The organism is Virgibacillus sp. LDC-1 (assembly GCF_030137545.1).
In the GTDB taxonomy this organism is placed as follows: Bacteria; Bacillota; Bacilli; order Bacillales; family Amphibacillaceae; genus LDC-1.
In genome coordinates this window covers 25,211-39,911 of record NZ_JARUVL010000020.1, presented here as the reverse complement: position 1 = coordinate 39,911, position 14,701 = coordinate 25,211, and the positions used below count along the sequence as shown (strand labels likewise).

The 14,701-nt window shown below is 35.5% G+C and carries 8 protein-coding genes, 2 tRNA genes, 1 rRNA gene and 1 pseudogene; 8 read left to right on the top strand and 4 right to left on the bottom strand.

Translation table 11 applies throughout. From position 1 onward, the window contains the following. The first annotated feature begins 9 nt into the window (after nt 1–9). From rrf to QBK89_RS13665, 5 genes and pseudogenes are all read left to right on the top strand, one after another. A 5S ribosomal RNA gene (gene rrf, locus QBK89_RS13685) occupies nt 10–125 on the top strand. A 15-nt stretch (nt 126–140) separates the two neighbouring features. After that, nucleotides 141–215: transfer RNA gene (locus tag QBK89_RS13680), tRNA-Asn, on the top strand. A gap of 13 nt (nt 216–228) precedes the next feature. After that, nucleotides 229–301 (top strand) — tRNA-Thr (locus tag QBK89_RS13675). 472 nt (nt 302–773) lie between these two features. Further along, nucleotides 774–2,807 (top strand): methyl-accepting chemotaxis protein, encoded by a 2,034-nt coding sequence (locus QBK89_RS13670; protein WP_284141618.1) that lies wholly within the window; start codon nt 774–776, stop codon nt 2,805–2,807. Between the two features lie 208 nt (nt 2,808–3,015). After that, nucleotides 3,016–3,220, top strand: a pseudogene (locus QBK89_RS13665) (nucleoside recognition domain-containing protein); the annotation flags it as partial. A gap of 97 nt (nt 3,221–3,317) precedes the next feature. Here the strand turns inward: QBK89_RS13665 and QBK89_RS13660 are convergent. Then, on the bottom strand, nt 3,318–4,079 hold the full coding sequence (locus QBK89_RS13660) for an SDR family oxidoreductase (RefSeq protein ID WP_284141617.1): 762 nt from the start codon (nt 4,077–4,079) through the stop codon (nt 3,318–3,320). A gap of 149 nt (nt 4,080–4,228) precedes the next feature. Between QBK89_RS13660 and QBK89_RS13655 the strand changes: the two genes are divergently transcribed. Continuing rightward, a complete protein-coding gene (locus QBK89_RS13655) occupies nt 4,229–4,801 on the top strand; it encodes a TetR/AcrR family transcriptional regulator (RefSeq protein ID WP_284141616.1) in 573 nt (190 codons plus the stop codon). A 292-nt stretch (nt 4,802–5,093) separates the two neighbouring features. Here QBK89_RS13655 and QBK89_RS13650 read toward each other — a convergent pair whose 3' ends face one another. The 3 genes from QBK89_RS13650 to QBK89_RS13640 form a co-directional block, all read right to left on the bottom strand. Further along, nucleotides 5,094–5,663 (bottom strand): hypothetical protein, encoded by a 570-nt coding sequence (locus tag QBK89_RS13650; protein WP_284141615.1) that lies wholly within the window; start codon nt 5,661–5,663, stop codon nt 5,094–5,096. A 46-nt stretch (nt 5,664–5,709) separates the two neighbouring features. Next, complete coding sequence (locus tag QBK89_RS13645; RefSeq protein ID WP_284141614.1) at nt 5,710–6,126, bottom strand: DUF4870 domain-containing protein; 417 nt, start codon at nt 6,124–6,126, stop codon at nt 5,710–5,712. Nucleotides 6,127–6,305: 179 nt separating this feature from the next. After that, complete coding sequence (locus tag QBK89_RS13640; RefSeq protein WP_284141613.1) at nt 6,306–6,995, bottom strand: response regulator transcription factor; 690 nt, start codon at nt 6,993–6,995, stop codon at nt 6,306–6,308. A gap of 547 nt (nt 6,996–7,542) precedes the next feature. Between QBK89_RS13640 and QBK89_RS13635 the strand changes: the two genes are divergently transcribed. Both QBK89_RS13635 and QBK89_RS13630 read left to right on the top strand, forming a co-directional pair. Next, nucleotides 7,543–10,779: an ATP-binding protein gene (locus tag QBK89_RS13635; RefSeq protein ID WP_284141612.1), complete on the top strand. Its 3,237-nt coding sequence runs from the start codon at nt 7,543–7,545 to the stop codon at nt 10,777–10,779. Between the two features lie 406 nt (nt 10,780–11,185). Beyond that, entirely contained in the window at nt 11,186–14,701 is a 3,516-nt protein-coding gene (locus QBK89_RS13630) for a GLUG motif-containing protein (RefSeq protein ID WP_284141611.1), read from the top strand.

The following is a 14,701-nucleotide window of genomic DNA, read 5'->3' as shown; positions in this document are numbered from 1 at the left end:
AGACATTTGTCTGGTAGCGATAGCGAAGAGGTCACACCTGTTCCCATGCCGAACACAGCAGTTAAGCTCTTCAGCGCCGATGGTAGTTGGGGCATTGCCCCTGTGAGAGTAGGACGCCGCCAGGCAATTTTTTATATTGTTCCACAGTAGCTCAGTGGTAGAGCAATCGGCTGTTAACCGATCGGTCGTAGGTTCGAATCCTACCTGTGGAGCCATTTTTTGTATTCTGCTTCCATAGCTCAGCAGGTAGAGCACTTCCATGGTAAGGAAGGGGTCGCAGGTTCAAATCCTGTTGGAAGCTTATAATGACAAGGGATTGCGATTTCGCAGTCCTTTTTGTTTTGTCTAAAAAGTGACCGAGTAGTAATAACTTCGATAAAGTTTTAAGCTAATTCCTTCTTCCCCCTTATTTGAGCTCTAAGGAATAATATTTATAAGTCCCTCAACAAATGTGAGTAAAGAACCGATATATATAATATAGGTATATAGAACTAGTTTCTTTTACCTATTCAAACAGGAGGTAGCACCCGTCAAATCGTTAAAGGAAAATTTGCTGGGAAGCAATGTACATGCATATTAACGATCGCAATTAAAGACTATTACAAAGACTGAAATGACTGAAATGGAGGATAATATATAGATGTAATTAAATTAATTATGGATGTGAATTACTTTAGATAAACAGAAAGTGACTGAATTATATCTATAGATATAATTCACTTTTTAAGAATTTTTAACAAGTTGCTTATTATATTAGGAAAGGTGTAAGTTTAATGATGGAAAATAATAATAAATTAAAACCTAGTAAAAGTATAGTGGCTGATTTCATTTCTATGTCTCTGCAGAAAAAAATATTGCTCCCTTTTTTAATCCTTATTATTTGTACAGGAGGAATAATTTCCTTTGTGAGTTATAGCACTAGTGTAAAAAACACAACAGATGAACTTTCCAAGAGTGTTGAAAATCAAATGTTAAGTATGAATGATACATTTGAAATGTTTTTTAAGAACATGGGGAGCACCTTAGAAAGGTTTTCACAAAAGGATCTATTGCTAAATTATAATCCTAATAATAAAAGGGAAATTTTAGAGCTTTTTAAAGAAACAAAGCATACAGATTCTTCTATAGTAACTATTTATACAGGTACTGATACTGGTGAAATGATTATTTATCCTGCTGCAGATTTAGGGGAGGACTACAAAGCGAAAGAAAGACCGTGGTTTAAGGATGCAGTTGAAGCGAGAGGGGAAATAGTATGGACAGATCCGTACATAGATGCAAGTACAGGTGAAACAGTTGTGACTGCAGCAAAAGCATATTATAACGGTAATAAGCTAGCTGGTGTAATGTCTGCGGACGTATTTGTTAGTACGTTAATTGAGATGATAGATAATATTACGATAGGAGAAACTGGTTTTGCTGTTATTCTTGATCAATCAGGTAATCTGATAGCTCATCCTAATAAGGAAAAAATCGGAAAGGATGAATCAGGAGAAGATTATTATAAAAAAATATTGAAATCTGGTGAACAAGGGTTAGTTGAATATAAAATTAAAGGTGAAGATGCCGTAATGGGGTTTTCTAAAAACCCTACTACTGGGTGGATTCTTGGTGGGACAGTTAATGTAAAGGACTTTCAGAAAAAAGCACAAGTTATAATTAAACCAATTTTGATAAGTTTAGGTGTGATATTATTACTTGCTGTTCTTGTGTCATTAATAATAACAAACAGAATAACCAAACCTATCAAGTTAGTTATGGAACGAATGAAGTTGATAGCTTCAGGAGAGTTAAATCATACTTCACTAAATATTAGATCAAAGGATGAAATTGGTCAGCTTGTTCAAGCAACAAATGCCATGAATGATAACATGCGGAATCTATTGTCACAAATAAATAAGGTTTCTGAAACCGTTTCGGCTCATAGCGAAGAATTGTCTTATTCTGCGAATGAAGTGAAGGAGGGGTCTGATCAAATCGCATCCACCATGCAGCAATTAGCCTCTGGTTCAGAAGCGCAAGCGAGTACTGCAAGTGATTTAACTTCTGCTATGCAAATTTTTGTGAAACAAGTTGAAGAGGCAAATGGAAATGGTGAACGTATTCAGGGTTTTTCAAAAGAAGTAATACAGATTACTAATCAGGGCAGTCAGTTGATGGCATCCTCAAAAGAACAGATGAGTAAAATTGATCAGATTGTGCATGATTCTGTTCGAAAAGTACAAGGCCTAGACATCCATTCTCAAGAAATTTCTGAACTTGTTAGGGTAATTCAAGAGATCGCTGATCAGACAAATTTACTTGCGTTAAATGCAGCTATAGAAGCAGCTAGAGCTGGGGAGCATGGAAAAGGCTTTGCAGTAGTTGCAGACGAAGTAAGAAAGCTAGCTGAGCAGGTATTTGAATCGGTGACAGACATTAGAAGAACCGTAACAAACATTCAAAACGAATCAACTACAGTTGTAACTTCTTTGCGAAATGGATATAAAGAAGTTGAAGAAGGGACCAACCAGATAGAAGTGACTGAAGAAAAATTTAATGATATTAATATTGCTGTTATGGATATGGTAAATAATATTTCAGCAGCTTCGGAAAACTTGGCTAATATTGCTAGTAGAAGTCAGGAAATGAATCGTTCAATAGAAGAAATTGCAGCAATTTCTGAGGAGTCTGCTGCAGGTATAGAGCAAACATCAGCTTCTTCACAACAAACAAGTGCTGCAATGGAAGAAGTGGTAGGAAGCTCCAGTGATCTGTCTGAACTTGCAGAAGATCTAAATAGATTAGTTAGTAGGTTTAGTCTTTAGTTACCTCTATAGGATAATTAAAAACAAATAAATTAGTAAAATAGACACGAAATAAAGTCTATTAGAAAGAAAGTAGAGCTGGAAGCAATCTAACATAGCTATTATTTTTAATAACCCCATAAAAGAAAAGAAATGTATAACTCTACTAGAACCTGAAAAGTGATATGCATTTAAATAGGAAGGGGTTGTGTGTTTAAATCCAAATGACTTAGTAGAATTGAAACAAATAATTCTGGATCATGGGTGGACTTGGCTTACTGTGTTAAACATGATGCTATTTTCATTGTTATAATACCCACTTGGTACAACGATGTTCAACATTTATAAGGAAACAAAAAGTATAAAGTAGGACATTTGCCGCTTTTGCAAATCTAACAATCATCGCGATTGTAGTTACCTTTATCATAGCCTAAGTGGTAAGAGGATTGGTTCTGTGTAAATATAAATAAAAAGGCTGGCTCAGATAACCGAATAATCGGTGTCTGAGCCCAAAGTCAGTATTTATAAAAATTAAAATGCTGCGGTCCAGCCGCCATCCGTTGTTATAACTGTACCATTGACAAAGCTTGAATCATCAGAAGCTAAAAATAAAGCTACTTGGGCGATTTCTTCAGATTCACCCATGCGAGGCATGACATCATGAACAGCCTTAATCCGTCCAGCACCAAATTTATTTATGTTTTTCATGGAAGCTCCAATATTTGTTTGTACGCCTCCTGGCGCAATTGCATTACATCGAATTCCATTCTTCGCATACATATAACCAGTATTTTTAGTGAGTCCAATAACAGCATGTTTGGAAGCTCCATAGGTTGCTCCAGCGTGAGCCCCATTAACACCGCCAGTAGAGGCTGTGTTAATAATTACACCGCTTTCTTTTTCTAAGAAAATTGGAATTGCTTTGCGCATTGCTCGCATAACGCCCTTTGTATTCACATCAAATATTAAATCCCAGCTTTCGTCTGTTATATCACCAACAGGCTCAAATCCGTCCATAATTCCTGCGTTATTCACTAAGATATCTAACGTTCCAAATTCTTGTGTTGCAGTATTGATCATATGATCAATATCCTCTTGCTTTGCAACGTTAACCTTAAGAGCCTTTGCAATTGCTCCTTTTTCACGGATTCCTTCAGCTACTGCTTCTGCCCCTTCTAGATTAAGATCAGCAACAATAACTTTTGCCCCTTCTTTTGCGTATAATTCTGCTATTGCCTTTCCCATACCTGATGCTGCCCCAGTTACAATTGCGGATTTGTCTTTCAATTTCATATGAAATAGCCTCCCAAAGTGGATTTTATTGAACACGTGTCTAATTATAATTATAATGGAATAGTAATAGAAGGGCAATCAACAGGAAAATGATTTATGATGTTTATTAAACGTATGCTAAGACAAGTGCACATTAATGAGGTGAAAAAGTGAAGAAAGATTTACGAGTTATTAAAACTCAGGAAAGTTTAAGAAAGGCTTTGTTTACATTACTAAAGACGAAGCCTTTAGAGACGATAACAATTGCTGAACTCTGTCGTTTAGCAAGAATTAATCGAGGCACATTTTATTTGCATTATAAGGATGTGCACCATTTATTTAAGAGCTATGTAGAGGTCATTGTAGAGGATTTAAAATTATCTTATCGAGAACCATATAATAAAACAAATAATAATATTAAGTTTATAAAAGCTGATATGATTCGAATTTTTCATCATGTAAATAACTATCGGGATTTTTACCAGATTGTGTTTGATGAGCACATTCCGATGATGTATTTTTATATGCTTTTTGATACAGTAAGATCTTTTATGAAAGAATCAATTGATGATTACACATTTGAGAAAGTAAGTTCCGTTCAGATGGATTATTATATTAGTTACCAAACAAATGCAATCCTTGGAATGTTAATTGAGTGGCATCGTCAAGATTACAGTACTCCTATAAAGGAGTTAAATGAACAGCTTTTAGAAATTTTAACGTTTAAGAGTCCTTTTAGATAATTATTTTTATCCTGCATGTAAATAGCTAGTAATAAACTTTCATTGACTGAAATTTCATTTTATAGAAGAAGCTAGGATGGATAAGAATTATTATTCATTTTTTAAGGAAGAGGAGCTATACTAAAGCTTGGAGGAATTACACATTTTTTTACTCCAAAGTGAGTACATATATAATATGGAATATTAGACACTAAAACTAGCGTAACTAATTAATTGAGAAAATCATAGAAAGAGCTGCAAATTTGACAGCTCCTTTTATAAATAAAGTATTTCCCCATATTTTGACTTGGATTTATTTATTTTCGTTATCTTTTACCAACATAATGATAACATTAGAACCATCGGCATATTTTTCTGAATTCATGACTCTAATATTTAACGTTCCTTCTTTCCTTTTTGCTGTATATTGATGATAGTTAATATCTCCACTTTGTTCAATCACTGAATTTTGCTCGCTGAAGATTTCGCTGTTTATATAATCCGTGTATAATTTTTCAATATCTTCAACCTTTGTTGGTGCATCATACGCAATGGATATCATTCCATCTGCTTCAGTGGCTTGAAAGATATTTGCTTTCTCAGGGATTGGAATATCAGAAGGAAACGTTTCGGGCAATTCAACATTATTCCCGATATTCATGGAAACATCTTCATTCTCACTTCCACTTCCAGATCCGCTTACTGTGACATTTTCCCCTTCTGTATCAATCGAAATATTTTGTTCATTACCTTCCTCATCACTTATTTTGATATTATCTTTAGATACTTTTAATTTACCTTCACTGCCGATCGGAATATCAATACAACCAGCTAAAAATATTGTGAAGAGAGATAGAAAGATGCTTATCTGTAACAACCTCACGTTTGTTTCACCTCTATTTTAGTTTTCAAAAATACTTTCTTTTTCGTTATTCGCTCCTACTTTTGTTCAATTGTTTTTCGGCCATGTTACCAGCAATCGGTAATTTGAAAAGCTTTCCTTGATATGCTTTCCACATCATCAATAACCAAATTACTACATATAATGGCGTTAATAATAATCCGATTGCCCATCCTATAATCGGAATGGCAGTTAATACGATATTGATAACAAAGAATCCAATCGATACAATGATTGATTGTAATGCATGAAAACGAATAAATTGGTTTTCTTTTTCAATAAACAGGAAAATAATTCCTGTTATAAACCAAGCTAAATAGCAAAGTAATCCAGCAATGTTTTGATCCATCCCTGTAGCTGTCTCTTTCTTCTTCTCGTTTTGATTTGATTCTTCTTCCATGAATACGCTTTGACCTCCTACATTATCGTCTGAATTTGAACTCATCCTTATCCTCCTTCAAATATTGTCTAAGAGCTATTGTATGATGTGAAGGTTAAGTTCAAGTAAAAAAACAAAAAAACTTATAGAAATAATTTTCTACAAGTTTTAACTAAGTCGTAAATTTTTTGAATGGATTCTAAAGTGAAAAACAGGTATATATCTGGTGTTAAAACGGATGTCCTCTAAAATACAAAACGATAGCCAAAGCCCCGTACAGTTATTATGTACTTAGGGTCAGTGGAGTCTTTTTCAATTTTACTACGTAAATTTCTTATGTGAACTTTTACAGTTTGGATATCACCAATTGAATCAATACCCCAAATAAGATCATAAATTTGTTCTACACTAAATACTTGATTTGGTCTTTTGGCTAATAAGATTAGCAGTTGCATTTCTTTTGTTGAAAGCGGAATTTTACGACCTTTTATAAAGCATTCATACGTAGTAAGATTAATTTCTAGTTCTCCGTATTTGAGAACTTCGGATGATAATTGAGCTCTTAACTGCTGATATCTTTGTAAGCTTGCTTTAATTCTTGCTTCTAGCTCAGCAAAGTCAAAGGGTTTGGTAATATAGTCATCTCCTCCTAATTCAAAGCATTTGATTTTGTCAATGAGATCTCTCCTACCACTAAGGAATAAGATTGGAATATCAATTGCTTCTCGAATTCTCTTACAAACTTCGAAGCCATCTATTCCTGGTATTTCAATATCTAATACTACTAAATGTGGGTGTTCGCGATCAGCTAACTCAACCGCATTTTCCCCATTATCCGCAGTGATTACTTTATAATGTCGATTTTCTAGATACAATTGGATTAAATCTCGAATACCCGCTTCGTCTTCAACAATAAGTATTTTTTGTTCTGTCATTAGAGTACCTCCTTTCTTGATTAGACGTACATCCATTTTTCTTGTCGTTTATGAATGTGTATATCGTCATAATTTCATTTCATGATTTAATTGAATCATACATAATCAAGGTTAAATGTAAGGAAAGGTAGTTTATTTAATATGACAGTGGTTTTAATTTCTTTACTGCTTTCACTTTGAGAGATTTTGGAGAATTAGAAGAGGGTTAGTTGGATGAAAACTCAAAATAGTTTGATTGAATTACTATTATTCGATATACTCATTTGAGACAATTTTGTTTTATCTGATGCGTAGTGAGTTCAAAATGATACCTCGATTAGATTATACCTCAAGAATCCCATTTAAACCCTATTCCTTTCATATTGTTATGAATGTTTTTATTCCTTTTTCTACAATAAAAATAAATGGTTAAAATTTATTTAAATAAACCTTTCTTCAAAAAGTTAAAACTTCAAAACTTAATTTATAGTCTATGCAATATCGAGTAAAGTTTGGCCGTTGTATTTAGTATAGAATGTGGTATCACATAGCGAGAGGGGAGGTCCCTATGTTTAAAACCATACATATGCAGATCTTGCTCACTTTCATTATATGCATGATGCTTTTGTCTCCTAATACGGTAAGCGGAAACGAGAAAAATGCTTTTGTGTTGGATTCAGCTACTGAAAAATTAGATTTATATCCTCTTATTTATATGATAAAAGATAGGAAGCGAAATTTCACGATTGAGGATGTAACTTCAGAAGCATATCAGGAAAAATTTGTTCATGCTGATGACGTAGAGCAAAAAGGAGGCTTTTTTGAATCTGCTACTTGGCTTCGATTTGAAATAGGAAATAATTCAGATCAAAAGGATTGGTTGCTTGAGTTTGCTTTTCCACTCATTTATGAGCTTCAAATATTTGAAAAAACAGAAACAGGAGTCATCCAGCTTACTAACACTGGTGCGATTTATCCTTTTGGTGAGCGAGAATTTAATCATCGTAACTTTGTTTTTAATCTTGATGTTGAGCCTGGACAAAGTAAGGTTTACTATGTTTTAGCAGTGGGAGGTGGTGATCTTCATCCACCGATAAACATTTGGAGCAAAGATGCATTTGTTGAGAAATCACAGCTTGAGTTTCTAATGCTTGGGATATTTTATGGGATTATTTTTGTGATGATTTTGTATAATTTATTTCTTTATTTTAGCTTGAAGATAAAAAGTTATCTTTATTATGTTATTGTCATCACTTTCACATTATTAGGGAAGCTCTCTATTAATGGATTTGGTTTTCAGTATTTATGGCCAAGTTATCCAGAATGGAACTTGATTGCGACCCCTTTTTGGGTAAGCATGGCCTGTATATTTATTGTTATCTTTACAAAGAATTTTCTAGATGTTAGCGCATATATTCCTTCATTTCAAAAGCTAGCCTATTTCCTAATTGCTGTCAATGCCCTGGTGATTGTTTCGCTGCCGTTTTCACATTATGTAGGTCTTTCCATTATGTTGTTTGGGGCATTCAGCACATTTTTCACGGTATTAACTACTGCAATTGTTTGTTTGAAAAAAGGAGCACGTCAAGCACGCTTTTATATCGTTGGTTGGATCGTTTTTTTAACAGGTGTGGCGATAACGATATTGGAAAGAGCTGTTATCATACCGTATTCCATTTTTACCGAATATGCTGGTCAAGGAGCACTGGTTATAGAAGTTGTGCTTCTCTCACTAGCTTTAGCAGATAAAATAAATATAATGAGGCAGGAGAAAGAAGAAGCAGAGCGAAAGGCGCAGCAGAGTCAAAAGGAAGCGTTGGAAAATTTAAAAAAGGCAGATGTATTAAAGGATGAATTTCTTGCTGCTACTTCTCATGAACTACGAACACCACTATATGGAATGATTGGAGTTGCTGAATCGCTTCGAGATGGCATAACGGGAGAAGTATCGGTGCAAATGAAGGAACAGCTATCCGTAATAATCACGAGTGGCAAAAGATTGACGCAGTTAGTCAATGGAATCTTAGATTTTTCAAAATTAAAGTATGATTCGCTTACCTTAGATTTAAATAAAGTCTATATACAGGGGATAGTGGACATCGTTATAACTGTTTCGAAGCCGCTTTTAAAAAATAAGCCAGTCCATATTATTAAAAAAATGGATAAGAATCTTCCACCGATTCGAGCAGATGAAAATAGACTGCAGCAGATCTTATATAATTTATTAGATAATGCCATTAAATATACGGAGAGTGGAGAAGTAACTGTTTCTGCAGTAACTGAAAATGATGAAGTGAAACTTAGTGTGTCAGATACAGGTGTGGGCATTTCGAATGAAGAGCTGACTACTATTTTTAAACCTTTTCAACAAGGCAATACATCGGACGGCATCGGGATAGGATTAAGTATTACAAAACAACTAGTTGAGCTTCATGGCGGGAGACTAACAGTGGAAACACAGATTGGAAAAGGAACTACGTTTACTGTAATTCTTCCGGTGTACGCAAAGCGACCTAACCATTTAGTTGAAGCCGCCTTTACAGTGGAAGCAATTCATAATCTACAGCCAAATCAATTGGATGTGGAGGTAGTTTCTTCTCAAAATCGAGCGAGAATATTAGTTGCGGATGATGAAGTAGTTAACTTACATGTGTTGACGAATCAACTTGTCTTAGAGGGTTTTGAAGTGATTTCAACATTAAATGGAGAAAAGGTTTTCCAAATAGTTCAGGAACAATCTATTGATTTGCTCATCTTAGATATCATGATGCCCAATATATCTGGGTATGAAGTGTGTCAACGCTTGAGAGAACATTATTCTTTAATGGAACTTCCTATATTAATGTTAACAGCAAAAAATCAACTTTATGATAAAGTAGCTTCTTTTGAAGTAGGAGCGAATGACTATTTAGTCAAGCCTTGTGAAAAGCAAGAATTACTTTCACGTGTTAAAACACTAGTTAAAGTGAGGACACTAAACGAGGAATTGAAAATGCTGAATCTGCGTCTCGAGGAAAAAATACAGAAGCGAACAGAGGAACTGACAAGTGCAAATGATGAACTTCAGCAGTTGAATAATGAACTGGTAGCAATGACTGCTTCAAGACGACAATTGTTGGCAAATATTGCGCATGAATTAGGTACACCTGTTACTTTAATTCATGGGTATCTTCAATCATTACAGGAGGGCCTCATTGTCCCTAATGATGGTAATTATAGTCAACTAATATTTGATAAAATTAAGGTTTTGAATCGTTTAATTAATGACCTGTTTGACTTATCAAAACTTGAGGCAGGAAGAACAAGTTTAAATATGAAAGAAGTAAAATTATCAAAATGGATAGAGCAAATCTATCAAAAATGCGAGTTTGGCGTGATTCAAAGAAATAGAAGCTTTAATCGAACGGAACTTCCTGATCTATTTGATACGTATATTTGTGCGGTTGATGAAGAACGAATGGATCAAGTATTCTTTAATTTAATATCAAATGCAATTAAAAATACAAATAAAGGGAATGGAACAATTAGTGTGAGTGCTAGATTAGACACAGAAAGGAGCGCTGTAACGATTAAAGTACAAGATAATGGCTTTGGAATAAGCTCAAAAAATTTACCGCTAATTTTTGAGCGATTTTATAAAGGGCCACAAGATGAAAAGCATGACTTTCCAGAGGGAACTGGATTAGGGTTAGCCATTGTTAAGGAAGTTGTGCAAAGTCATAATGGGGAGATTTGGGTTAATAGTGAAATAAATAAAGGAACAACCTTTCATATTATTCTTCCAGTGTGGTTGCAAAAACGCTGAATAGCTATTATTAATTTTTTTATAAAAAAATCCGTAAAGTTGGAAATTTCTAAACTGAGAAATTCCCAACTTTTTATTTTGTAAATTTTAAAAGTATGAATTTGTTGATTAGTTATTTGCTAATAGTAGCCACGCAAGTTGCAGTGTCTACATCTGATTGCTTTTTTACTTGAAAGAGTGGAGCAAGTCGATTCTATCCGGAAAAGATTTTTCCATTCTTTACCTCGAATTAACCTTCGTTTTTTAACATGAAAAGACAACTGTAGTGTAACTGAAAAGCTAAATATAGGAGGGTGGTAGTAATGAAGTAAATAAGTATGGCCATAAGGGGAGGACATTTAGTTTTACAGGGGATGAATGGCTGGAATCAAAAAGAACGATTAATTTAGAATTAAGAGGTGTAGAAATGCCGAGAAAAAAACCACGAAAAAGCAAACTTTCAAAGAGGGCAGTTATTTTCTTCAGTATCATTTTACTCGTAGGATCAATACTTCCTTCTCTACAAGGGTTGTTTTATGTTCATGCAGAAACAAACCAAGTAGAAAACAAAGCAGAAGTAAAAGAAGAAAAGAAAGTAATAGAAGAAGAGGAACAAGAAGTAACAGAAGAACAGGAAGATGTAGGATCGGATAAAGGCGAATTGCTAGATGAAGAAGTGGATGATGAATCAAATGATACTAGTGAAGTAACTGAAACGGAAAAACTAAACGAAGAACAAGCTTCCGCAAATGATGATGGAGAATTATCTTCGACCCTTGAGAGTGAAAAGAATCAAGAGGAAGAAAAGGTAGATATGCCTTCATCGGATCTGTCCTCGAAAGAGAAAGTAGATAAGATAAAAAAAGAAGAAAAACCCAAAAAACAGCAAATGAAAGTATCTTCTGAATCGGTTATCGAAATTCATACAGCAGAGGATTTAAACAATATTCGGGATAACTTAAGGGGACAATACATCCTTATGAATGATATCGATCTTTCGGGCATTAATGGAGATGGATTCTGGGTTCCAATTGGAACACGTTCTAGCCCGTTTATGGGGACATTTGATGGAAACGGGCATACCATTCGAAATATAAACATTTTTAGATATGGTAGTGATGAAGTGGGTCTGTTCTCTTATACGAGTGGGGCCGTGATACGGAATGTCACACTTGATAATGTGGATGTAACAGGAAGAGCTCATATTGGCGCGCTCATTGGAACAGGTATTTTCACAACGGTTGACAATGTAACTGTTGTTTCTGCTGCTATAACAGGTGTTGATTATATTGGTGGACTAATTGGTCATTACACTAACAGCAGTGCAGTTCAGAACAGTTCTACATCAGGAACGATAATTGGCACTGGTAGAACCGGTTATGTTGGTGGATTGATTGGATTTATGCAAGGTAGCACGATTTCCAATGCTTCTTCTACTAGTAGCGTTGAAGGTACGAACAGTGTTGGCGGCCTTGTTGGGAATGCGCTAGGTGACGTTCTCATTAAAGACAGCTTTGCAACGGGAGAGATTACAGGTGACAGACATGTCGGTGGTCTTGTTGGATACACTCAGAGAAGTGAATTCGAAAATAGCTATGCCACTGGCGCAGTATCAGGTTCGGATATTGTCGGTGGACTTGTGGGATTTCATACTGGGAGTACTACAAAAGAAAGCTTCGCAACGGGGTATGTATCTAGCACAGATATAGCTGGAGGATTAATAGGAAGAGCAACCGATAGTCTTATTCAAAACAGCTTTGCAACTGGAACAGTGGAAGGTAGCAACCTTTATATTGGCGGCTTAATCGGATTGGTACATTCCACAGACGTTATGAATAGCTATGCGGTTGGGAATATCATCGAAGGACGAAATTATAGTGGCGGTTTAATTGGGGGACAGGTGAGTGGTACGACGTTAAATGTAGAAAATAGTTATTACGATAAAGAAACCACCGGTCAAGATGATGAAGGAAAAGGTGATGGAAAAACGACTGCAGAGATGCAGAACATTAGCACGTATCTTAATTGGGATTTCACATCGATCTGGGGTATTCATGATGGGCGGTATCCTCATTTGAAATTTCATGCACCACCCGCACCACCGACACCAACTCCAACAGGCATTATTTATGTAAAAGAGGGATCGAGCGGTCATGGTGTAAGCTGGGCTGATGCATTCGGTACACTGCAAGAAGCATTAAATATTGCCACAGCTGGTGACGAAATTTGGATAGCGGAAGGTACATATGTGCCAACAAAAGCATTAGATGAAAACGATGAACGAACGAAAACATTTCAAATGAAAAACGACGTCACAATTTACGGTGGTTTCCCGGCAAATGGAAATCCGACTATGTCTGAGCGGGATCCTAAGGTTTATGAAACGATTTTAAATGGTGAGTATGAACCATCTGAACGCGCTTATCATGTGTTTAATCATAGATATTCTCAATCTACTTTAGATGATACGGCAGTATTGGATGGCGTTACGATTACAAAAGGTTTTGCAGATGGGCAAAATAGTAATCACCAACATGGTGGAGGCATGTATAACAGAAACGCAAATCCGACCCTAAGAAATGTAATCTTTAAAGATAACAGGGCTGAAAATGGCGGTGGAGCAGTATACAATTTTGGTGCTAGCCCGACATTAACAGACGTTTTGTTTACGGGCAACATCTCGTTGGGATCAGGAGGTGCGATGGCTAACGCGGGTGGCAAACCTCATCTAGAACGCGTACAGTTTTTCAGAAACGAAGCAACGTTTGGAGGTGCAATTGCTAACTACTCTTCTAGTAAGCCTATGATCAAAAATGTAACCATTCATGGGAACGGAGCGCTTTACGGAGGAGGCTTGTATATGTATAACAGCTCTCCAACGTTAATGAACGTATTAATGCATGGTAATATAGCCGTATATCACTCTGACTCTCCTAGTAGCGGTAAAGGTGGTGCGGTATACATTGCCGATGATAGTCAAAGCACATTTATCAATTCAACAATTACGGATAACAAAGCAGGTAGATCTGGCCATGGAATATATGCAGGAGGAACGGAAAACGCGCATCCAGAAACAATCATTCAAAACTCAATTATTTGGGGCAATCATGGCGATAGTATTTTTAACAACCATGGAGCAGTTGCACATATTAGTAACAGTTTAATAGAAGGTTCAGGTGGAAGTAGTGCTTGGAAGAAAGATTTTGGAACGGATAAAGGGAATAATTTAGATGTAGATCCGATGTTTGTTGACCCTAGTCTAAACGATTTTAGACTAAAAAAAGACTCTCCATCAATTATGGGAGGGAACAATGAATTTTTACCAGCGGATTTATCAACAGATCTTGATGGTAATGATCGAATCAAAAATAGTATTGTCGATATCGGAGCATATGAGTATCAAGAGGTTATTGTAAAAACAATTGAATCTGTAGAACCTTTAAGTGATATTTTAGTAGAAAATGGTACGACACAAGATGATATTGGTTTGCCTACAAGTGTTGAAGTCCTGTTAAGTGATGGTACAAAGGTAGTTGTCAATGTACGTTGGAATAGTTCTACACCTGAATACGATAGTGTGAAAGCGGGATCTTATGAATTTGAGGGAGATCTTATTGTAGAAAGTAACATAGAAAATCCAGATGATCTTAAAGCTAAAATAATCGTAACTGTGAAAGCACAATCCGATGATATTAGTGAAGAACCAATTGAAGAACAAACAGATGATGGCGGGAAAAAAGAATCTGATGCAATCAATAAGGATGAAAAGAATGATAAGAAGGATAACAGTTCAAACAACGAGAAGAATAAAGAGCCAGCACTATTTGGAAAGCAGTTACCAAATACCGCTACTTCAATGTACACGTTTATGATTATAGGTTTACTTATTATTCTTTTGGGAATGGGTTTATATTTGTACAAACGAAAAAAAGTTGCGCATTAA

Coding starts and splice junctions, on each gene's coding strand:
- QBK89_RS13670 (WP_284141618.1), top strand. CDS start 774: ATGATGGAAAATAATAATAAATTAAAACCTAGTAAAAGTATAGTGGCT.
- QBK89_RS13660 (WP_284141617.1), bottom strand. CDS start 4,079: ATGAAATTGAAAGACAAATCCGCAATTGTAACTGGGGCAGCATCAGGT.
- QBK89_RS13645 (WP_284141614.1), bottom strand. CDS start 6,126: ATGAGTTCAAATTCAGACGATAATGTAGGAGGTCAAAGCGTATTCATG.
- QBK89_RS13640 (WP_284141613.1), bottom strand. CDS start 6,995: ATGACAGAACAAAAAATACTTATTGTTGAAGACGAAGCGGGTATTCGA.
- QBK89_RS13635 (WP_284141612.1), top strand. CDS start 7,543: ATGTTTAAAACCATACATATGCAGATCTTGCTCACTTTCATTATATGC.
- QBK89_RS13630 (WP_284141611.1), top strand. CDS start 11,186: ATGCCGAGAAAAAAACCACGAAAAAGCAAACTTTCAAAGAGGGCAGTT.